This window comes from Caballeronia sp. LZ008, assembly GCF_031451435.1.
Classification (GTDB): domain Bacteria; phylum Pseudomonadota; class Gammaproteobacteria; order Burkholderiales; family Burkholderiaceae; genus Caballeronia; species Caballeronia zhejiangensis.
Window position 1 is genome coordinate 100376 of record NZ_JARUXK010000004.1, and the last position, 19909, is coordinate 120284.

General features: G+C 62.9%; 19 protein-coding genes. 4 read left to right on the forward strand and 15 right to left on the reverse strand.

The features are described 5' to 3' along the window. Nucleotides 1–175: 175 nt before the first annotated feature. From QCE49_RS25180 to QCE49_RS25210, 7 genes are read right to left on the reverse strand one after another with little or no spacing between them, the layout of a single operon-like run. Nucleotides 176–442, reverse strand: a complete 267-nt coding sequence (locus tag QCE49_RS25180; protein WP_008354170.1) for a hypothetical protein — start codon at nt 440–442, stop codon at nt 176–178. After that, the gene (locus tag QCE49_RS25185) at nt 439–882 is read right to left on the reverse strand and encodes a dihydroneopterin aldolase (protein ID WP_250457885.1); all 444 of its coding nucleotides are present in this window, start codon (nt 880–882) and stop codon (nt 439–441) included. The genes QCE49_RS25180 and QCE49_RS25185 overlap by 4 nt, the downstream gene beginning before the upstream one ends. Further along, nucleotides 879–1532 carry a sarcosine oxidase subunit gamma gene (locus QCE49_RS25190; RefSeq protein ID WP_175982377.1) on the reverse strand — a complete coding sequence of 218 codons (654 nt, stop codon included), beginning with the start codon at nt 1530–1532 and terminating at the stop codon, nt 879–881. The genes QCE49_RS25185 and QCE49_RS25190 overlap by 4 nt, the downstream gene beginning before the upstream one ends. Further along, on the reverse strand, nt 1522–4524 hold the full coding sequence (locus QCE49_RS25195) for a sarcosine oxidase subunit alpha family protein (RefSeq protein ID WP_250457889.1): 3003 nt from the start codon (nt 4522–4524) through the stop codon (nt 1522–1524). Before QCE49_RS25195 ends, QCE49_RS25190 begins: the two co-directional genes overlap by 11 nt. Further along, a complete protein-coding gene (locus tag QCE49_RS25200) occupies nt 4521–4820 on the reverse strand; it encodes a sarcosine oxidase subunit delta (RefSeq protein WP_175982376.1) in 300 nt (99 codons plus the stop codon). The genes QCE49_RS25195 and QCE49_RS25200 overlap by 4 nt, the downstream gene beginning before the upstream one ends. Before the next feature lie 20 nt (nt 4821–4840). Then, a complete protein-coding gene (locus tag QCE49_RS25205; protein ID WP_008354176.1) occupies nt 4841–6085 on the reverse strand; it encodes a sarcosine oxidase subunit beta family protein in 1245 nt (414 codons plus the stop codon). 31 nt (nt 6086–6116) lie between these two features. Beyond that, nucleotides 6117–7511, reverse strand: a complete 1395-nt coding sequence (locus tag QCE49_RS25210) for an L-serine ammonia-lyase (protein ID WP_008354177.1) — start codon at nt 7509–7511, stop codon at nt 6117–6119. Between the two features lie 368 nt (nt 7512–7879). Here QCE49_RS25210 and QCE49_RS25215 point away from each other — a divergent pair, with 368 nt between their 5' ends. The 3 genes from QCE49_RS25215 (at nt 7880) to QCE49_RS25225 (ending at nt 10234) form a co-directional block, all read left to right on the forward strand. Then, complete coding sequence (locus tag QCE49_RS25215) at nt 7880–8194, forward strand: hypothetical protein (RefSeq protein WP_033535841.1); 315 nt, start codon at nt 7880–7882, stop codon at nt 8192–8194. 137 nt (nt 8195–8331) lie between these two features. Continuing rightward, the gene (locus QCE49_RS25220; RefSeq protein ID WP_175982375.1) at nt 8332–9420 is read left to right on the forward strand and encodes a GlxA family transcriptional regulator; all 1089 of its coding nucleotides are present in this window, start codon (nt 8332–8334) and stop codon (nt 9418–9420) included. 49 nt (nt 9421–9469) lie between these two features. Further along, nucleotides 9470–10234 carry a class II aldolase/adducin family protein gene (locus tag QCE49_RS25225; RefSeq protein WP_008354180.1) on the forward strand — a complete coding sequence of 255 codons (765 nt, stop codon included), beginning with the start codon at nt 9470–9472 and terminating at the stop codon, nt 10232–10234. Nucleotides 10235–10264: 30 nt separating this feature from the next. Here the strand turns inward: QCE49_RS25225 and QCE49_RS25230 are convergent, their stop codons facing one another. The 7 genes from QCE49_RS25230 to QCE49_RS25260 form a co-directional block, all read right to left on the reverse strand. Then, nucleotides 10265–11200, reverse strand: coding sequence for a choline ABC transporter substrate-binding protein (locus tag QCE49_RS25230; protein ID WP_033535840.1), 936 nt, complete (start codon nt 11198–11200; stop codon nt 10265–10267). Nucleotides 11201–11294: 94 nt separating this feature from the next. Further along, nucleotides 11295–12287: a GlxA family transcriptional regulator gene (locus tag QCE49_RS25235; RefSeq protein ID WP_008354182.1), complete on the reverse strand. Its 993-nt coding sequence runs from the start codon at nt 12285–12287 to the stop codon at nt 11295–11297. A 15-nt stretch (nt 12288–12302) separates the two neighbouring features. Beyond that, complete coding sequence (gene choW / locus QCE49_RS25240) at nt 12303–13205, reverse strand: choline ABC transporter permease subunit (protein WP_008354184.1); 903 nt, start codon at nt 13203–13205, stop codon at nt 12303–12305. Then, a complete protein-coding gene (locus QCE49_RS25245) occupies nt 13198–14376 on the reverse strand; it encodes a glycine betaine/L-proline ABC transporter ATP-binding protein (protein ID WP_008354185.1) in 1179 nt (392 codons plus the stop codon). The genes choW and QCE49_RS25245 overlap by 8 nt, the downstream gene beginning before the upstream one ends. A gap of 455 nt (nt 14377–14831) precedes the next feature. Then, nucleotides 14832–14984 carry a hypothetical protein gene (locus QCE49_RS25250; RefSeq protein ID WP_008354186.1) on the reverse strand — a complete coding sequence of 51 codons (153 nt, stop codon included), beginning with the start codon at nt 14982–14984 and terminating at the stop codon, nt 14832–14834. A gap of 252 nt (nt 14985–15236) precedes the next feature. Continuing rightward, entirely contained in the window at nt 15237–16214 is a 978-nt protein-coding gene (locus QCE49_RS25255) for a hypothetical protein (protein ID WP_250457890.1), read from the reverse strand. 190 nt (nt 16215–16404) lie between these two features. Beyond that, nucleotides 16405–17088 carry an MgtC/SapB family protein gene (locus QCE49_RS25260; RefSeq protein ID WP_008354188.1) on the reverse strand — a complete coding sequence of 228 codons (684 nt, stop codon included), beginning with the start codon at nt 17086–17088 and terminating at the stop codon, nt 16405–16407. 124 nt (nt 17089–17212) lie between these two features. Here QCE49_RS25260 and QCE49_RS25265 point away from each other — a divergent pair, with 124 nt between their 5' ends. Further along, nucleotides 17213–18325: an AGE family epimerase/isomerase gene (locus QCE49_RS25265; RefSeq protein ID WP_008354189.1), complete on the forward strand. Its 1113-nt coding sequence runs from the start codon at nt 17213–17215 to the stop codon at nt 18323–18325. 6 nt (nt 18326–18331) lie between these two features. On the opposite strand, the gene QCE49_RS25270 is transcribed toward QCE49_RS25265, so the two are convergent. Next, nucleotides 18332–19873 (reverse strand): methyl-accepting chemotaxis protein, encoded by a 1542-nt coding sequence (locus QCE49_RS25270; protein WP_008354190.1) that lies wholly within the window; start codon nt 19871–19873, stop codon nt 18332–18334. Between the last annotated feature and the right edge of the window lie 36 nt (nt 19874–19909).

The window sequence follows — 19909 nt, forward strand, 5'->3', positions numbered from 1 at the left end:
GGGGAGCTCCGCTTGGGCGGAGGGGGCTAACGGGGGTTGTAGGTGTGTGGACACAAATCGGGTCTATCTCCGCGCATGCGGAGGAACCACTGCGGCACCCATGCCGCCATGTGGCACGCCAAGGTCTATCTCCGCGCACGGCTCGATCGTCGCATTCCTCCGCCCCCGCGGAGCTTCAACTCCCCCCAAACCTCCCCCTAGCCGCCTCCACCACCCTAACCACCGCCTCCGCGCTCAACCGCGCCGCCACGACCCTCACATACTCATGATGCCTGGCCTCTAACGGCGCATCGAGATACTGCGCATGCAGATACCGAATCAACGCAATCCGCCGATGCTTCAGCGCGATACTTCGATCCAGCAGCTTAAGCGCCGCATCCGCATCATGCTTCTTGCATGCACGTTCGGAGAGCTGCGCAGCCGAATCACGCGACGCGTTCATCGCCGGACTACAGCCGCATCCCACGCATCGACGCGCGACCGCCAAGCATCGAAATCCGCCCGACGCCAGTCGAGTTCAAGCCCAAGCCGCTTCGTGCCCTCACGAATCTTCGGCTTGTGCAGCACCAAAGTAAGCGCATCCAGCGCCGGCCACTCTTCGAACGACAACGCGGCGATCTCCACCGCGAGCGTCTCCAGCAAGCGCGTATGCGCCTTCCCTTCAAGAAACGCGCTCACGCGATTGCACCACGCCTCGTAATCAATGAGACCATCGTCCGATTCATGCGGCATGCCGCGATAACGAAGGCTCGCATCGATGCACACGGGCTGCGGCCCTTCATGCTCATGCTCATACAAGCCGACGCGCGTCTCCACGATCAACTCATCGACGATCACGCGCCAGCCCAGGCCACCCGCGGCAAGCGGTTCGAACGGCTTCATGAGAGCAACGGCGCGGCGGCGTCGAGCATCATCTTCACGAAGTAATCGGCGAAGCTGCGGCGCACGATTATCTCGAAGCGATCGCCGCCCAGCGGAACGAGCGTAAGCGATGCCTTGAAGTAATGGCTCTGCGCGCATTGTCCTTCGCCGAAAACCTTCGGATGCAGATCGAGCGGACAACCGCGCGAAAGCACGTCACGCGTCTTCGGGCCATCGATTTCGAGCACCGTATAACCGCTGCCGATATCCACCGCCGCCGAGAACTGTCCGACGAACGCGTCGCGCAGTTTCGCTTCGAGCGGCGCGGGACGCGATGCATCGTGCGCCGTATCCGAATGCACGAGCCATTCATCGGGACCGAGCCACAGCATCGTATAACCGTTGCCGCGCGCAATAGTGTTCGCCTTCTCGGGCGGCGTGCAGCCGATCACGCTCTGCACCGCCTTCGCGAACGCCGGATCGCGCGTATCGCCACGCACGTTCACGAGTTCGAGGAACGGCCGCTCGGCCAGACGAAACGCTTTCGGCGAGCCCGACTGATGCGTCTTCATCAATGCATCCGCGCCGACGAGCGGAGACTCCTGCCACACACCCTGTCCGCTGATTGCGCGATCGACGACCGTCGAGGAACCTTTGATCTCATTCAACATGCTGACGTGCTCCTTCGCTGTCGTAGAACACCGAACTGGTGATTTTTGCGTTGACCCGCTTGCCGTTCGCGAGCGGAATCATGACCGATTCGCCGATCTTCTCCAGACCGCCCTTCACGACGGCCAACGCAATCGAGCGCTTCAAAATAGGGCTGTAATAGCTCGACGTGACGTGTCCGAGCATCGGCGCGGTATCGCCCTGAAACGGTCCCGCGACGATCTGCGCGCCTTCCGGCAGCACGAACGAAGGATCGTCGGTGAGCAGGCCGACGAACTGCTTTCGCCCTTGTTTTGCAGTGTCCGAACGCGTGAGCGAGCGCTTGCCGATGAAGTCCTTGGACTTCGCGACAAGCCCGCCCATGCCGAGGTCGTAGGGCGTCATCGAGCCGTCCGTATCCTGTCCGACGATGATGTAGCCCTTCTCCGCGCGCAGCACATGCATCGTTTCCGTGCCGTACGGCGTAATGTCGAATTCAGCGCCCGCGAGCATCAGCGCTTCCCACACCGCGCGTCCGACATTCGCGGGCACGTTCACTTCATACGCGAGCTCGCCCGAGAAACTGATCCGCATCACGCGCGCCGATGCGCCCGCCACCGTGCCATCGCGATAGCTCATGAACGGGAACGCCGCGTTCGCGAAGTCGATGTCGTGACACACTTTCTGCAGCACCTTGCGGCTGTTCGGTCCGACGACCGCGAAGGTCGCCCAGTGATCCGTCACCGATGCGAGACGCACGCGCATGTCGGGCCATTCGGTCTGCAGCCAGCGTTCGAGCCACGTCAGCACGCGCGCCGCGCCGCCGGTGGTCGTCGTCATCATGTAATGCTGTTCGCCGAGACGCACCGTGACGCCATCGTCGAAGATCATGCCGTTCTCGTCGAGCATCAGCCCGTAACGGCACTTGCCGACTTCGAGCTTGCTCCACGGATTCGTGTACATCCAGTTCAGGAGCTTCGCCGAATCGGGGCCTTGAATGTCGATCTTGCCGAGCGTCGATGCATCGAGAATGCCGACGCTCTGACGCACCGCGAGCGACTCGCGCGCGACCGACGCGTGCATGTCCTCGCCCGCCTTCGGGTAGTACCAGGGACGCTTCCAGTTGCCCACATCCTCGAACATCGCGCCGTTCTCGACGTGCCATTCGTGGATCGCGGTCTTGCGCACCGGATCGAGAAACTCGCCCAGCTCGCGGCCCGCGAACGTGCCGAAAGTGACAGGGGTGTAATTCGGGCGGAACGTCGTCGTGCCGGTCTCGGGAATCGTCTTGCCCAAGGCTTGCGCGAGAATCGCCATGCCGTTGATGTTGCCGAGCTTGCCCTGATCGGTGCCGAAGCCCATCGCCGTATAACGCTTGACGTGCTCGACCGATTCGAAGCCTTCGCGCGCCGCAAGATAGATGTCGGCCGCCGACACGTCGTTCTGGAAGTCGACGAATTGCTTCGGACCGCGCGTCGACAATTCCTTGTTGCCGACGATCCACAGCGGCAACATCGGCGCTTCGACGATTTCAGCGACTTGCACGGCAGCCGGCTTCACGACGATATGACCCGCGGCGCGCGCCGCTTCCGCGCCCGCATCCGCGCCGAGGCGAATGCCGCGCGACAGCGAGAACTCGCCCGCGCATGCGCCGACGCTGCTCTCCAGTTGCATCGCCTTGCCCGGCACGAAGCACGCTTTCTCTTCGTGCCAGTGCGCCTTGCCGCCCGATTGCGCGAAGAGATGCAGCACGGGGCTCCAGCCCCCCGACATGGCGACGAGATCGCATGGCAGGTCTGTCTGCTTCTGACCGACCTGGCCTTTGTCGTACGAAGCCACTTCAACCGATGCAACCCGCAGCTTGCCGCGCGCAGCCGTGATGACCGCGTTGTTCAGCACGCGCACGCCGTAGCGTCGCGCGGCCGCCGGCAACGTGCCCTTCGATTCGGCCGGACGCGGATCGACGACGGTCACATCCGCGCCTGCCGCCTTCAGATCGAGCGCGCATTGATATGCGTCGTCGTTGTTGGTGAACACAACGGCGTTGCGGCCCGGCATCACCGCATAGCGATGCAGATACGTCGACACCGCCGACGCCAGCATGATGCCCGGCAGATCGTTGTTGCCGAAAACGATCGGGCGCTCGTGCGCGCCGGTCGCGAGCACGACGCGTTTCGCGCGCACTTTCCACATCAGTTCGCGCGTGCCGCTGCGGCGCGATACCGGCAGATGTTCCGTCAGACGCTGCGTGACCGTGACGAGGTTGTGATCCTGATAACCGAACGCCGTGCTGCGCGAAAGAACCTTCACATCGGGCATCTTGCGCAGTTCGCCTTCGATTTTCTGCACCCATTGCAGCGCGGGCTTGCCGTCGATCTCCGCGCGGCACGACAGAAGCGATCCGCCGAGTTCGCGCTGATCGTCGACGAGAATCACGCGCGCGCCCGACAAACCCGCCGCATGCGCCGCCGCGAGACCCGAAGGTCCGCCGCCGATCACGAGCACGTCGCAATGCGCGAAGCACTTGTCGTAGCGATCGGCATCGAGTTGCTTCGGCGCTTCGCCGAGACCCGCTGCATCGCGAATCACTTCCTCGTATTTCGGCCACAACTTGCGCGGCCACATGAACGTCTTGTAGTAGAAGCCTGCGGGAATGAAGCGCGCGATCTTCTGATTGACCGCCATGCGATCGTTTTCGATGTTCGGCTTCGCGTTCACGCTCTGCGCGACGAGCCCTTGATACAGCTCGACTTCGGTAGCGCGCGCATTCGGGACGGTGTACGCGCCGGTTTCGAGTTGCACGATTGCGTTCGGCTCTTCGACGCCCGCCGTGATGATCCCGCGCGGACGGTGATACTTCCAGCTGCGCGCGACGAAGCGCTCGCCGTTCGCGAGCAACGCGGACGCGAGCGTATCGCCTTCGAAGCCCTGATACGTCTTGCCGTTGAACGTGAAGGTGACGGGAATCGCACGATTGATGCGCCCGCCCATGCCGAGTCGGTCTTTCTGGCTCATTTCGACGTGCCTCCGTTGTCATGCATCACAGCCAGCGGACGGTCGAACGTCTCGTAGCCTTGAATTTCATATGAAACCGTATCGCGCTGCACTTTGAACCAGCGGCGGCAGCCTTGCGCATGATTCCATTGCTCGCGATGCACGCCGCGCGGATTCTTGCGCATGAAGAGGTAGTCGCCCCACTCGCGGTCGGATAGCTTTTCGGTGTCGAGCGGGCGCGCGATATCCGCTTCGCCGCCGCAGGAAAATTCGGTTTCGGCGCGCGGCCCGCACCAGGGGCATTCGATCAGCAACATGTTTTTCGCTCCTAATGCGATTAGTGGGCCACGGCAGCCGCGCCGTGTTCGTCGATCAGATGACCGGTATAGAAACGATCGAGCGAGAACGGCGCGTTCAGCGGATGCGGCTCGTCCTTCGCGATCGTGTGCGCGTAGGCCCAGCCCGAACCCGGCGTCGCCTTGAAGCCGCCCGTGCCCCATCCGCAGTTGAAGTACAGACCCTTCACGTCGGTCTTGGAGATGATCGGGCACGCATCCGGCGATACGTCGACGATGCCGCCCCACTGACGATTCATCCGCACGCGCGAGAACACGGGGAACATCTCGACGATCGCTTCCAGCGTGCCTTCGATGATGTGAAAGCTGCCGCGCTGACCGAAGCCCGTGTATTGATCGACGCCCGCGCCGATCACGAGGTCGCCTTTGTCGGACTGGCTGATGTACGCATGCACCGCGTTCGACATCACGACCGTGTTCACGACCGGCTTGATCGGCTCCGACACGAGCGCCTGCAACGGATGGCTTTCGAGCGGCAGGCGCACGCCGGCCATGTCGGCGAGCGTCGTCGTGTTGCCCGCCGTGACGACCGCGACCTTCTTCGCCTTGATGAAACCCTTCGTCGTATCGACGCCCGTCACCTGACTGCCGTCGCGGCGAATGCCCACGACCTGGCAGTTCTGGATGATGTCGACGCCCGCGCGATCCGCGCCGCGCGCGAAGCCCCACGCGACCGCATCGTGACGCGCGACGCCGCCGCGACGCTGAATCGACGCGCCCAGCACCGGATAGCGGCTGTTGAGATTGATCGTCGGCTCGATTTCCTTGATCTGCTGCGGCGTGAGGAACTCGGCATCGACGCCGTTGAGACGGTTCGCGTTCACGCGGCGCTCGGTATCGCGCACGTCCTGCAGCGTATGCGCGAGATTCATCACCCCGCGCTGCGAAAACATCACGTTGTAGTTGAGGTCTTGCGAGAGGCCCTCCCACAGCTTCATCGCTTTTTCGTACAACGCCGCCGATTCATCCCACAGATAGTTCGAGCGCACGATGGTCGTGTTGCGCGCGGTATTGCCGCCGCCGATCCAGCCCTTCTCGAGAATCGCGACGTTCGTGATGCCGTGCTCCTTCGCGAGGTAATACGCGGTCGCGAGACCATGACCGCCGCCGCCGACGATCACCACGTCGTACTCGCGCTTCGGCTCGGGACTTCGCCACTGGCGCTCCCAGTTCTCGTGATACGACATGCCGTTGCGTAAGAGGCTGAAGATGGAATAGCGGCTCATGGTGTTTCTCTTCCTTCGTGGGGTCCTGAATTCAGCATTCGATGACGTTCACGGCGAGGCCACCGCGCGACGTCTCCTTGTATTTCGTCTTCATGTCCGCGCCGGTTTCGCGCATCGTCTTGATGACCGAATCGAGCGACACGTAATGCTTGCCGTCGCCCTTCATCGCCATGCGCGCGGCGTTGATCGCCTTGATCGCGCCCATCGCATTGCGCTCGATGCACGGAATCTGCACGAGGCCGCCAACGGGGTCGCACGTCATGCCGAGGTTGTGTTCCATGCCGATTTCCGCGGCGTTTTCGACTTGCGCGGGCGTGCCGCCCATGACGGCGGCGAGCGCGGCGGCGGCCATCGAACAGGCGACGCCGACTTCGCCCTGGCAACCCACTTCCGCGCCCGAGATCGACGCCGTTTCCTTGTAAATGATGCCGATGGCCGCGGCTGTCAGAAGGAAGCGCACGATGCCGTCATCGTTCGAGCCGTGCATGAACTTCACGTAGTAATGCAGCACGGCGGGAATCACGCCGGCCGCGCCATTGGTCGGCGCGGTGACGACGCGGCCGCCCGCCGCGTTCTCTTCGTTGACGGCCATCGCATAGAGATTGACCCAGTCGAGCATCGACAGCGGGTCGCGCAGCGACTCTTCCGAGCGCGACCGCAGCGACGCGGACAGATCGGCGGCGCGGCGCTTGACTTGCATCGGACCGGGCAGCTCGCCGCGCTCCTTGCAGCCGCGCTCCACGCACGCGGCCATCACGCGCCACACCGCGAGCATGCCTTCGCGGACTTCGGATTCGCTGCGATTCGCGCATTCGTTTTGCATGGTCACGTCGGCGATAGACAGACCTGTCTCCTGACAGACGCGCATGAGATCGTCGCCGGTGCGAAACGGATACGGCACCGTATTGGCCGCGCGCAAGCCGTTCACGCGATCGCCTTCGCGATTCACGACGAAGCCGCCGCCGACCGAGTAATACTCCTTCTCGACGAGAAGCTGGCCGTTCTCGTCGAACGCCTGAAAGCGCATGCCGTTCGGATGCACGATGCTCGATCCCGGCGCGCCCGGCATCAGCTTGCGATAGAAGCCGATATGCTCGCGCTCCTCGAACATCACATCGTGCTTGCCGAGCAGCTTCAGGCGCTTCGTCGCGCGGATTTCCGCGAGACGCGGCGCGATGACGTCCGGATCGATGAGATCGGGCAGATTCCCTTCGAGGCCGAGCAGCACGGCCTTGTCGGTGCCGTGGCCTTTGCCGGTCGCGCCGAGCGAGCCGAACAGCTCGGCGCGCACGCGCGTGACGAAGGCGAGCAGATTGGCGTCTTCGATATGCGACGCGAAGCGGCACGCCGCGATCATCGGCCCGACGGTATGCGAGCTCGACGGTCCGATGCCGATCTTGAACAGATCGAAGACGCTGACGTTCATTGGCGTGTCCCTTGGGTTGGCGAGATGTTCCGGTATGGCGCTCATTGCACCAAACCCAGAAAAGACCCGATAGAACAAAAACGCCATCGAAATGGGATCGCGGCGTCAGCGCCGTTTTTCGCGCGTGGACGACGTCGGATTTCCGATGATTTCAGGCCCGGCGACGCAAGCGCGACTGCGCGTAACAGAGCATTTCGCGCCCGGCGCGTTTTTGCGCATCTTCGTTGCACATCCCGCATTTTTGAGACTGGTCCGAAGCGTCGCGCCGACAGGCATCGGTATATTCCCTAGGTCTTGAGGTGAGCCACGCCTATAGGTTTCGGATCACTCGTCCTTTCCGCCTTTTCTTGCTTATCCGGTTCGCATCGATGGAAACTCACGCCTTACCCGACCAGTTCTTCAAATCCTGGATTCTCGCTTTCCTTATCAGCGTGGCTGTCGTCGGCACGCTTCAGGCAGTCGATCTGCTCGCCGTCGATCGCGTGCTCACGCGTCAGGTGCCCGTCTGGATCGCGCTGATGCTGCTCTGCTCGATCGATCCCGCCCTGCGCTACTTCGGCGTGTTGAAGGCCGAAGTCGAACAGCGTTGGGCCGATTACACGATCGCGAGCGTGCTCGGCCGCGCGGCGGGCGCGCTCATCGGCGGCGCTTTCGCCTGGGGCTTCGCGGTGCTCGGCGGCTGAAGCGCACCGCTTCGATTCATGGTTATTTGTGCGGCCGGCGTCACACGACGCCGGCCGCGTTCCATTTCTGACGCACGCCCGATGCTCGCGGCCGAGTGATATGCTCGCTGGATAACGTCCAGCCGCATGTCTCCCGCATGAACGCCGCAGAATCTCTTCCGCCGTCGTCTGTCGACGGTCAATCGAAATCGCGCATCCGCTTCGGCATCATCCTGCTGCCGAATTTCACGCTGACCGCGTTCTCCGGTTTCGTCGATCTGCTGCGCCTTTCCGCCGATGAAGGCGATTTCAGCCGACCGGTGCGCTGCTCGTGGAGCGTGATCGGCGAGACGCTCGCGCCCGTTCGCGCGAGTTGCGGCATACAGATCACGCCGTGGGAAACCTACGATCAGGCCGAGCCTTTCGATTACGTCGTCGTCGTCGGCGGCCTGCTGCATTCCGGCCCCGCGACGAGCGATGCGACGCTGCAGTTCATCCGCCGCGCGGCTGCCTCAAATGCAACGCTCGTCGGCATGTGCACCGGCGTGTTCTCGCTGATGCGCGCGGGCGTGCTCGAAGGCCATCGCATCTGCGTGAGCTGGTTTCATTATTGGGACTTCGTCGAGCGATTCCCGCACGCGGATGAGCAATCGCTCGTCGCGGACCGGCTCTTTGTCATCGACAGAAGGCGCATTACGTGTTCGGGCGGGCGCGCATCGATCGATGTCGCCGCCGCCATTCTGCTGCGTCACTTCGAAACGGCGACGGTGCAAAAGGCGCTGCGCATCCTGCTCGTCGATGACATGCAGAAGGGCAACGCGCCGCAGCCGCATCCGCCGGGTCTCGCGCCCGCGACGCATCCGAAAGTAAAACGTGCGATCCTGCTGATGGAGCAGCACGTCGGCCGTTCGCTTACGCTCGATGAACTCGCGCACAAGCTCGATCTTTCGACGCGGCAACTCGAACGGTTATTCAAGGCGGAGACGGGCAAGGCGCCGCAGGCGTATGCGAAGCAGGTGCGGCTGCGCACGGCGGCGTGGCTGCTGACGAGTTCGGACAAGACGGTCGCCGATATCGCATCGAGTTGCGGCTTTTCCGACGCATCGCATCTGGGCCGCGAATTCCGCAAGCAATTCGGCCTGCCGCCGATGATGTATCGCGAGCAGGGCGGCGCGCCGGATGCGCCGGATGCAAATCACGCAATGGACTACGACGAAACTTTCCCGGGCCGCGCGCAGGCAATCTAGCAGGATCTGAATACGTTTTCCGCGGCTCATCAAACCAAGGAGGAACGGCATGGAGACTCACGGATACTCGCAGGAAGAATGGAAAGTGCGCTGCGATCTGGCGGCGCTGTATCGCGTGATCGGGCATTTTCGCTGGACCGACATGATCTTCACGCACATCAGCGCGCGCGTGCCGGGCACCGATCATCACTTTCTGATCAACCGTTATGGCGTGCTTTTCGACGAGATGCGCGCATCGGATCTCGTGAAGATCGATCATGAAGGGCGGCCGGTCGAAGCGGGCGCACGCGATGATCCCGCGCGATATCTCGTGAATCCGGCGGGCTTCACGATTCACTCCGCGATTCACATGGCACGGCCCGATGTGTTTTGCGTCGTGCATACGCATACGGCGGCGGGCGCGGCGGTATCGGCGCAAAAACAGGGCTTATTGCCGATCAGTCAGCATGCGTTGAAGTATTACGGACATATCGCGTATCACGACTATGAAGGCATTGCGCTGGACCTCGCGGAGCGCGATCGCCTCGTCAACGATCTCGGCTCGCATAACGCGATGATCCTGAAGAATCACGGGTTATTGTCGTGCGGAAAGTCCATTCCGGAAGCGTTCCAGGAAATGTACTTTCTTGAACGCGCTTGCGAGATTCAGATTCGCGCGCTGGCGGGCAATGCGGAATTGAATCTGCCGTCGCAGAGGGTTTGCGAGTTGACTGCAGAGCAATATCGGCGCGATGAAGCCGATGGAATCATGGCGTTGCAGTGGCAAGCGGCGTTGAGAATGATCGAAGGCGCGAAGCCGGATTATCGGACCTGACGCGCCTTCGTTGAATCACTGCGTCAGTTTTCAGTTGCCGGCGACATACGCCTTCACTGCCGGCAACCCATCCTTCCCGTCGAACGTCTTTACGCCTGCAAGCCATTTATCGAGCACCGCCGGATTCGCCTTCAGCCATTCGCGCGCCGCCTTGTTCGCATCCGTCTTGTTCATGATCGGCAGCATCACGTGGTTCTCGATATCCGTCGTGAACTGCAGGTTCGACACGAGCTTCGCGACATTCGGACAGCGCGTGTCGTAATCCGTCGGCGTGACGGTCAGCACTTTTGCTTCGCCATAGTTCGGGCCGAAGACATCGTCGCCGCCCGCGAGATAGTCGATCTTCATCTGCACGTTCATCGGATGCGGCTCCCAGCCGAGGAACACGATCGGCTTCTTGTCGCGAATCGCGCGATTCACTTCCACGAGCATGCCCGCCTCGCTCGATTCCACGAGCTTGAACTTGCCGAGCCCGTACAGGTTGTTGTCGATCATCTTCTTGATGAGCGCATTGCCGTCGTTGCCCGGCTCGATGCCGTAGATCTTGCCGTCGAGCTTGTCGTAGTTCTTCGCGATGTCGTTGAAGTTCTTGATGCCCGCCTGATACGCATAATCCGGCACCGCGAGCGTGTACTTCGCGCCCGTCAAGTTCGGCGTCGGCAAGACCTTCACTTGATTCGCTTTCCTGAACGAATCGATCATCGGGTCCATCGTCGGCGACCAGTAGCCGAGGAACACGTCGATCTGCTTGCTCTTCACGCCCGCGAACGTGATCGGCACGGACGCGATCGTCTTCGTCGGGTTGTAACCCAAGCCCTGAAGAACGGTCGATGCAAGTCCGGTGGTCGCGGCGATATCCGTCCAGCCGACATCCGCAAAGCGCACGTTCCTGCACGCGGCAGGCTCGGCTGCATACGCTCCCGACAAACCAGATAGCAAAGCTGCCGCGATCCACAATCGTTTCATCGATCTCTCTCCGAAGTTATTTTCAAGGCATGACGCGGCCCGCACGCGAGGCTTTCATACGAAGCCCGCGCGGCCAAAAAAGAAAAAGAAAAAGTCAGGCCGATAATCGCCGCTCGACGCTCGGCGCATGTCCGAACTGCGCGCGATACGCCTTGCTGAAGTGACACGGCGAATGGAAGCCGCAGATGCTCGTCACGCGCGCGATCGACGCATCGGTGTTGCGCAACAGTTCGCGTGCGCGACGCAATCGCAACGTCAGGTAGTAATGCGTCGGCGATACGTTGAGGAACATCTTGAACATGCGCTGCAAATGCCGCTGCGACAGATGCACGAGCCGCGCGAGTTCTTCGAGCGACAACGGCTCTTCGATGTTCGCCTCCATCAGCCGCACCACTTCGACGAGTTCCGCACGCGAGAAGCCGACGCGCGCATCGACGGGAATGTGCTGATAATCCGTCGATCCGCGAATACGCTCGACGATGAACTGCTCCGACACCTGCGCCGCATGCGCCTGCCCGAGCCGCATGCCGACGAGATTGAGCATCAGGTCGAGCGGCGCGGTGCCGCCCGTGCACGTCAGGCGGTCGCGATCGATCACGAAGAGCTCGTCGGCGAAGCGCACATGCGGAAAGCGCTTGTTGACCGGCGACATGTCTTCCCAGTGCAGCGTGCAGCGATAACCATCGAGCAGTTTCGCCGCGAGCAGCGCATACGGCCCGGTGCAGATTCCGCCGAGCGGAATGCCCGCTTCATGCGCGCGCTGCAGAAGACCGATCACCTTGTCGTCGACATAATCGGCGACATGCCAGCCCGCGCAGACGATCAGCACGTCGGGCATGCCGGCTTCGTCGAGCGTCATCGTCGGCTTGATGGTGATGCCGTTGCTCGCACGCGCGGGCTCGCCGTCCGGCGTGATGATCGACCAGCTGTAGTGCTGCGCGCGGCCGACGTAATTGGCCATGCGCAGCACCTCGACCGCGCTCGTGAACGCGATCATCGAGAAGTTCGGCAGCGTGAGAAAGCCGAAGCGCGAAAGACTGGACAACGGTGATTCGGTACCCGCCGGAACGATCGCGTCGCGCTTCATGGGTCGTGTGCCTTGTTAGCCTTGTTGCGCCGCCGGCTCGCGGCGCACTTTCATCACGCTCTTCAGACCGGCGAAGAGCGGGGCGCGTGCCATGCCGGGCGCTCGTCCGAAGCTCTCGGTGATGCGGTCGAGGATGATCGCCAGCAACACCACCGACAAGCCGCTCTCGAAACCAAGCCCGATATCCAGACGCTGAATCGATGCGAGCACGTCGTTGCCGAGACCGCCCGCGCCGACCATCGACGCGATGATGACCATCGACAGCGCCATCATGATCGTCTGGTTCACGCCGGTCATGATCGACGGCAGCGCGTTCGGAATCTGCACCTTGTAGAGCAGCTGGAACGGCGTGCAGCCGAATGCCTGGCCGGCTTCGACGATCTCGCGATTCACCTGCTTGATGCCGAGCGCGGTGAGGCGCACGGCCGGCGGCATCGCGAAGATGACGGTTGCGAGAATTCCCGGCACGCGGCCGAGACCGAACAGCATCGCGGCCGGAATCAGGTAGACGAAGGCGGGCATCGTCTGCATCAGATCGAGCACCGGGCGCACGCCCATTTCGACGTACTTGCTCTTCGACGTCCAGATGCCGAGCGGAATGCCGAGCAGCAAGCTGATGAACGTCGAGGACAGCGTGAGGCCGAGCGTGATGACCATCTGATCCCAGAAGTTCGTCGCGTAGATCAGCAACAGCGACGCGAGGACGAACACGGCGAATCGCCAGCCCACTCGCCACAAGCCGATGCCGACGAAGATCGCCATGAGCGCCCACATCGGAATGGCCTGCAGGCCGTGCTCGACGGCCGCAGCGAATGTTTCGATGACCTTGCCGATGGAGTCGAAGGTCTTCGCGTCGTGATCGAGGAGATAGTGGACGCCGTGGTCCACCCAACTGCCAAGCGGGATGATTTCAGACATGGGAACCTCGATGGTGCGTAAGGACCTTCAGGACATTGGTCTTGTTGATCGAACCGCAGTACGAACCGTCCGCTTCGACGACCGGCAGCGGGGCGGGACTTGCGACCACGCGATTCACGACCTCGTCGAGCGCGACGTGACGCTCGATGCATTCGATCGGATTGATGCGCGGCGCGGCGTTGCCGTTCGCATCACGTCCGACGAAACCGCGGATGCGGCGCTCGGCGTCGAGCACGAACGCGTAGTCGGCGCTGCCGTTGAGCGTCGCCGCGACGCTCGATGCGTCGATCTGCGGCGAATGTTTGATGAGCGGCACGTCGTCGGTCTGCATCAGATCGCCGGCCGTGAGATAGCGGCTCGTGTCGATGCCTTCGAAGAACGCTTCCACGTAGTCGTCCGCGGGATTCGTGATGATTTCCTGCGGCGTGCCGATCTGTACCACGCGGCCGCCTTCCATGATCGCGATGCGCGTGCCGATGCGCATCGCCTCTTCGAGATCGTGCGACACGAACAGGATCGTGCGGCGCTGCTCGCGTTGCAGATCGAGCAGCACGTTCTGCATTTCCTTGCGCTTCAGCGGATCGAGCGCGGAGAACGCTTCGTCCATGATCATCAGCGAAGGATTCACGGCAAGCGCGCGGGCGAGACCCACGCGCTGCTGCATGCCGCCCGATAGTTGCGCAGGTAACTTTTGGGCGAACGGAGCCAGGCCGACCTGCTCCAGCACGGTCATGGCGCGCGCTTCGCGCTCCTTCTTGCCGACGCCCGCGACCTCGAGGCCGAATGCGGCGTTGGAAAGAACCGTGCGCTGCGGCATCAGCGCGAAGGACTGAAACACCATGCTCATGTCCTTGCGCCGCAGGGACGTGAGTTCGGAGCGCGGCACGGCGGCCACGTCGCGGCCATCGATCAGCACCTTGCCCGCCGTCGGCTCGACCAGCCGGTTGATGAGCCGGATCAGCGTGGATTTGCCCGAGCCGGAAAGGCCCATGAGCACGAAAATCTCACCTTCCTTGACGTCAAAGGAGACGTTATGGACGCCGACGATCTGTCCGGTGCGCTTGAAAACCTCTTCCTTCGTCGCACCACCGGCCAGCATGTCCAGCGCCTGTTTGGGACTGTTGCCGAAAACCTTGCACAGTCCTTCGACTACCACCTTGGGGGAATTCATCGAATATCTCCTGGCGTGTGCGGACGTGCGTCCGCGCTGTGCATACATAGTTGCCAGAAAAAAGTCACATCAGCCGACTATTTGCGACAACCACATGTGGAAATACGACACCGGAATAAGCGCGAAAGTGCCAGCGGTCGATCGAATCCTTGCTGGATAAGGGTTTGCGGGAAGCGCAGCGAACGATCTTGCGATTTTCGGCATGTCGCGCATGAACAAGTCGCGAAGCCTTTTTGCGATGCAGGCGGCTTGCGAACCGCGCGTCAGCAATACGAAAGAAAGAAAAGACTGGCGTCGCGCAGGAAGCGCGAAGAAGGGATGCGTTCGGCAGAAGCCGAAGCGATGTGGAATTGCTAGAAAAACTACATAAAACGGAAAACTGGCGGGCGGGTCGTACGGCTCGTGCCGTCGTAAGTTGCTGGTGTTGCGTTTCCCGCGCCGCCGTCAGCTGCGCATTACAGGCGGAAGCCGAAAGCCGTGCCGCGCGCCTTGCGCTGACGCTCGGATTCACGGAAACGCGCTTGATACGAGTAGTCTTTGTCCATCGGCAGGTGGGCCGATTCGAACATCGAAGCAAATTTTTGCAGCAGGGCGAAGAGGTAGCTCATGACTGACTCCGGTTAGTTACAGAGGGTTTTCCCTTAGAGAGGATTATAGGGTTGTCCCTAACCGATTTCTAGTGCAATGCAACATTTCGTGGCAAGAAACTTGGTAGTTTTTCTACATTCTTACCGGTTTGCCGTCTCCTTGAAACGGGGACGGATCTGCGAAGCCCGTACGACGGCATTCCGATCCGAGGACGAGCAGCTGCGCGACACGCCGCCGCAGAACGGCGTGTCGCGCGAATCTGACAGCGGGAATCAGTGCGCCGAGGAAGTGGCGCGATGGTGCGCGTGACGCGTGTGCTTTTTCGGCGCGGGATCGGGCGTCGCGGCGCTGATCGGCCGAACCGGTGATGCGTCCGTCAGGTCGGGAGGACGGCGCACGCTGATATTGGCGGAATCGGTATCGAAGAGCGACGCGAGCGTCGCCTGCTGGTTGAGCATCAGTTGCTCGGTGCGGTCCTGCTGCAGCTTGCTATCGTGGTTCATGCGCAGCAGTACAGCGGTTTGCGCGATGCCCGTCGCCACCGTGACGAGCACCACGCAGACGATGATCGTCAGCATCGTCTTCATGCGGCGCGCGTGGGCGGCCGTCGAAGTGCGCTGCTCCGCGATCACCGCATAGAGCGCGTCGATGGTGTCCGCGAACGCCGTGGCGCGGGCGCGGTCGAGTTCGGGCGCGGCGGCATCGCGGATGCCGGGCTGCGCGAACGGCGCCGCTTCGTTGCGGTCGCCGCGAGCCCCGCGATCGCGGGCGATGAGCGCTGAAGCGAGCGCGGCGAGCGATGGCGCCGCATTCTCCGGCGCAACCGACGTGCTGATGCTCGCCGATCGCGTCGTCACCGCGGCCATCGCGCCGGTTTTCGCGGCTGGTTGGCTCGCGTCCGGCGGCGGGGCATCGATGAGAGGGGAATCGTCCCCGAAGAGGCCCTGCTCCGGCGCAACCGATGTCACGCCGCCACGCGCCGCCCTTTTCGCGACGACGGATTCCGGCGCGTTCCCGCCATTCGATTGCACGGCCGCGAGAAACACTTCTGGCAGTTCGAAACCTTCGAACGTGCCTTGGCGGATATCGGTGTTCATCGCCTGAAGTTGCGCGCGCTCGGCGTCTTCGGCGAACAGATCGAGCGTTTCGCCCGCACGCGCGCCTTCGCTCAGTTGTGCGAGACGCTGCGCGGAACGTGCGGCGCGAGCGAGTTTCTTTTCCGTGTCGGCGCTGGTCTGCGGCGCCCGCATCTCATGCTTTTGCGTTGCGCGCCGGCGGCGGGACGAGGCGTCGGCGTCTCTCTTTACTGCGGAATCTGACATAGGTTCGAAAGGCGGCTGCCCGAACCGGCGTGCAAGGCGCACCGGCGCATCGGCGATTATTTCGAGAGGCCGCATTGTCGCATGGCTGCGCGTGCAAACCCGCATCCCGAAGGCGATTTCAGGCGGCATCGTCCTCACGAAACTCGCGCACGACGTCGAGTTGACGCAAACGATCGCAAATCGCGCGATATTCCACCGCAGATGCACGCGACAGTTCGACTCGCACCTCGTCGAGATCGGGCGAATCATCGCTTTGCTGCACGACGAACTGCTTCACGCGCACGCTGCCGGGCCCGAGCGCCTCGTGCAGCGCATGAAAACTGAGCGCGCCGCGATCGACGAGCATCGTCAGTTGACGGCGCTGCTTCACGCTGATGAAGCGGCGTTCGAGCGGCTTGATCCCCGCCAGAATGATGAGGATGATCGCCGTCGCCGCGATCGACGCCGTATAGAGCCCGCCGCCGACCGCGAGGCCAATGGCCGCGACCGACCAGAGGCTCGCCGCGGTCGTCAGGCCGCGCACGATCTCGCCGCGCAGCAGAATCGAGCCCGCGCCGAGAAAGCCGATGCCCGACACGACCTGCGCCGCGACCCGCGACGGATCGAGCACGACGTGGTCGTACTTCAGCGCATCCTCGAAACCGTAAGCCGACACGATCATGATGAGCGCCGAGCCGACGCACACGAGCATGTGCGTGCGCAGTCCCGCCGCCCACGAAAGCCGCTCGCGCTCGAAGCCGATCACGCTGCCGAGCGCCGCGGCCATCATGAGCCGCGACACGAGTTCGATATTTCCTATCATGTTCTCGTCCTCCTCTCGGTGAGTCGCCCGCGAATGCGTCGCGCTGCGGGCCGGTTTTGCTATCCTTTCCCGTTGCGTAGGCGCCTCACGGCCGCGCATCCCCCGAAACAATAAGAGTCGTCCTATGCAGGATCAGCAACCAAACGCATCGCCGGCGATGCAATCGGCGAACCCGGAATCCGCCGCGCCATTGCGTGCGCATTACGCGAACATCGTGCTGCCCATCTGGCGCGGTCCGGGCTTCAACGCGGCGCTCGGGCTCGCCTATGAAGCCGTCGCGCCGGGGGATCACGCGCCGCTGCCGCCGAAGCGCTATCGGGCGATGGCCTGCGCGCGCCAGCTCTTCGTGTTCTCGGAAGCCGGCGATCTCGCGCACGCCGCGACGCTGTTCGAATCGCTACGTCACTATTTTCAGGACAAACGCAACGGCGGATGGTTCTACAGCGTGGACGCGAGCGGCGCGCCGCTGGAGCGTCAAAAGGATCTCTACACGCATGCGTTCGTCGTTTTCGCGTGCGCGCATTACGCGAAGAAAAGCGGTTCCGCCGATGCTTTCACGCTGCTCGATGAAACGTCGCGGCTCGTCGAGGCGCGCTTTTCGAGCGGCGGCGATCTGCTGAACGCGGTGCTTGCCGAGGATTTCGGCGCGACCATCGAGACGCCGCTGCAAAATCCGCTGATGCATCTCGCCGAAGCGTGGCTCGCGGCGCGCGAAGCGACCGGCGAGCCCGCCTACGACAAGCGTCTCGCGCAGCTCGCGAAATCCGTCGCGGATGCGTTCGTGCACGAGCCGAGCGGCTCGATCGCCGAATTGCCGATGGGCACGGCGGGCAACCGGCTGGAGCCGGGCCATCAGTTCGAGTGGTATTTTCTGGCGCTGGGCAGCGGTCACGCCGCATTCGAAGCGGCGGGGCTGAACGAACGGCTCGCGCGCGCGTTCGACTTCGCGCAGCGGCACGGCGTGGACGAGCAGACGGGCGGCGTTCATGCCGCCATCGACGAAACCGGGCGCGTGATCGACGGGACGCAGCGCATCTGGGCGCAGACGGAATATCTGCGCGCGCTGGCGACGCGCGGCGACGCCGTCGGTCCGCAAATCGAGCGGTTTCGCGCGCGCTTCCTGCACGAAACCGGCTGGGTGGAATGCCGCTCGGCGACGGGCGAGATCAGCCGCGCCGAGATGCCGTCGACGACGCCGTATCACCTCGCGACGTCGTACGCGGCCTTGCCTCTTTGAGCGAACTCAGACGAGCTGAAACACCGAAACCGCAGCCTTCAGTTGCCGCGTCTGCTCATGCAGCGACGACGCGGCAGCCGCAGCCTGCTCGACGAGCGCCGCGTTCTGCTGCGTCATCTCGTCCATCTGCGTGACCGCCTGATTCACTTGCTCGATGCCCACGCTCTGCTCGAGCGACGACGCACTGATCTCCGCCATCATCTGCGTGACGCGTGAAATCGACGCCGACACTTCGCGCATCGCCGTGCCCGCGCGCTCGACGAGCACCGAGCCGTCGCTCACTTGCGCGACCGACTCGCCGATCAGTTCCTTGATTTCCTTCGCCGATTGCGCCGAACGCTGCGCGAGACCGCGCACTTCGCCCGCGACGACCGCAAATCCACGGCCCTGCTCGCCCGCGCGCGCCGCTTCGACAGCCGCGTTCAACGCGAGGATGTTGGTCTGGAACGCGATGCCGTCGATGACCGAGATGATTTCCGCGATCTTGTCCGAGCTCGACGCAATGCCACGCATCTTCTCGACGACATCGTCGACCACGCTCGCGCCGCGCGACGTCGCGTTGAGCGCTTCGCCCGCGAGCGTGTTGGCCTCGCGCGCGTGCTCGGCGTTCTGGCGCACCGTCGCGGTCAGCTCTTCCATGCTCGATGCGGTTTCTTCGAGCGACGCCGCCTGATTCTCCGTGCGCGCGGACAAATCCGCGTTGCCACTCGCGATTTCATCGGCGCCGAGGTTGATCGAATCCGACGTTGCGCGCACCGTTTTCACCGTGTTCGCGACGCTTGCCTGCATCGTCGCGAGGCCCGCGAACAGACGGCCGATTTCGTTCGTGCCGCGATCTTCGATACGCTCGTCGAGACGGCCGTTCGCGATGCGCTCGAAATGGCGGCCCGCTTGTTCCAGCGGCTCGATCACGGCACGGCGCAGCGCGACGTGCACGAGCGCGATGCCCGCGACCAGCGTCACCAGAATCGCGATGCCGACCGCGCGGAACCACGCGTAGCGCGTGTCGATCGACGACAGATAGCCGCGGCCCGCTTCATCGCCGAAATCGACGAACTTCTGCTGTTCCGCGAGATAGCGATCCTGGAAGCCTTGCGTCGGCTGGTCGAGGAACGCCTGGAGATTGCCCGCGTCGAGATACTGCACGAGCTCGCTCAGCGCCTTCGAATACTCCGCGTATTTGGCCTGCAGCGCGCTCATGCGCGCCGTGTTTTCATCGCCGGTCTTCGGCGCGTTCAGGAACGCCGTGAACGACTTGTCCGCCGCCGCGATCTGCTCGCGCGCGTGCTGGACGATTTCCGTCGGCTCGCTTCCGCCGCGCACCATGCGCGTGCCCGCGCGCGACAGGTTGATGCGCGCATCCATCAGATGCTGGGTGGTCTTGTTGACCGCGTTGACCTGCTTGAGCGCGATGTTGGACAGACTGCCGACATCGTCATGCGTGCGCGACAGGGACCAGAAACCGAGCCCTTCGGTCACCAGTTGAAAGAGACAGAACACCACCAGAACGGCGAGCAAACCCGATGAAACCTTGATCTTTCCGAACATCACTAGCACCCACACTTTCCGAATTAAGGCCCGCCG

Coding starts and splice junctions, on each gene's coding strand:
- QCE49_RS25270 (WP_008354190.1), bottom strand. CDS start 19,873: ATGTTCGGAAAGATCAAGGTTTCATCGGGTTTGCTCGCCGTTCTGGTG.
- QCE49_RS25255 (WP_250457890.1), bottom strand. CDS start 16,214: ATGCGGGCGCCGCAGACCAGCGCCGACACGGAAAAGAAACTCGCTCGC.
- QCE49_RS25195 (WP_250457889.1), bottom strand. CDS start 4,524: ATGAGCCAGAAAGACCGACTCGGCATGGGCGGGCGCATCAATCGTGCG.
- QCE49_RS25190 (WP_175982377.1), bottom strand. CDS start 1,532: ATGTTGAATGAGATCAAAGGTTCCTCGACGGTCGTCGATCGCGCAATC.
- QCE49_RS25200 (WP_175982376.1), bottom strand. CDS start 4,820: ATGTTGCTGATCGAATGCCCCTGGTGCGGGCCGCGCGCCGAAACCGAA.
- QCE49_RS25215 (WP_033535841.1), top strand. CDS start 7,880: ATGGAAACTCACGCCTTACCCGACCAGTTCTTCAAATCCTGGATTCTC.
- QCE49_RS25180 (WP_008354170.1), bottom strand. CDS start 442: ATGAACGCGTCGCGTGATTCGGCTGCGCAGCTCTCCGAACGTGCATGC.
- QCE49_RS25235 (WP_008354182.1), bottom strand. CDS start 12,287: ATGAAGCGCGACGCGATCGTTCCGGCGGGTACCGAATCACCGTTGTCC.
- QCE49_RS25230 (WP_033535840.1), bottom strand. CDS start 11,200: ATGAAACGATTGTGGATCGCGGCAGCTTTGCTATCTGGTTTGTCGGGA.
- QCE49_RS25250 (WP_008354186.1), bottom strand. CDS start 14,984: ATGAGCTACCTCTTCGCCCTGCTGCAAAAATTTGCTTCGATGTTCGAA.
- QCE49_RS25245 (WP_008354185.1), bottom strand. CDS start 14,376: ATGAATTCCCCCAAGGTGGTAGTCGAAGGACTGTGCAAGGTTTTCGGC.
- QCE49_RS25265 (WP_008354189.1), top strand. CDS start 17,213: ATGCAGGATCAGCAACCAAACGCATCGCCGGCGATGCAATCGGCGAAC.
- QCE49_RS25220 (WP_175982375.1), top strand. CDS start 8,332: ATGAACGCCGCAGAATCTCTTCCGCCGTCGTCTGTCGACGGTCAATCG.
- QCE49_RS25205 (WP_008354176.1), bottom strand. CDS start 6,085: ATGAGCCGCTATTCCATCTTCAGCCTCTTACGCAACGGCATGTCGTAT.
- QCE49_RS25185 (WP_250457885.1), bottom strand. CDS start 882: ATGAAGCCGTTCGAACCGCTTGCCGCGGGTGGCCTGGGCTGGCGCGTG.
- choW (WP_008354184.1), bottom strand. CDS start 13,205: ATGTCTGAAATCATCCCGCTTGGCAGTTGGGTGGACCACGGCGTCCAC.
- QCE49_RS25225 (WP_008354180.1), top strand. CDS start 9,470: ATGGAGACTCACGGATACTCGCAGGAAGAATGGAAAGTGCGCTGCGAT.
- QCE49_RS25260 (WP_008354188.1), bottom strand. CDS start 17,088: ATGATAGGAAATATCGAACTCGTGTCGCGGCTCATGATGGCCGCGGCG.
- QCE49_RS25210 (WP_008354177.1), bottom strand. CDS start 7,511: ATGAACGTCAGCGTCTTCGATCTGTTCAAGATCGGCATCGGACCGTCG.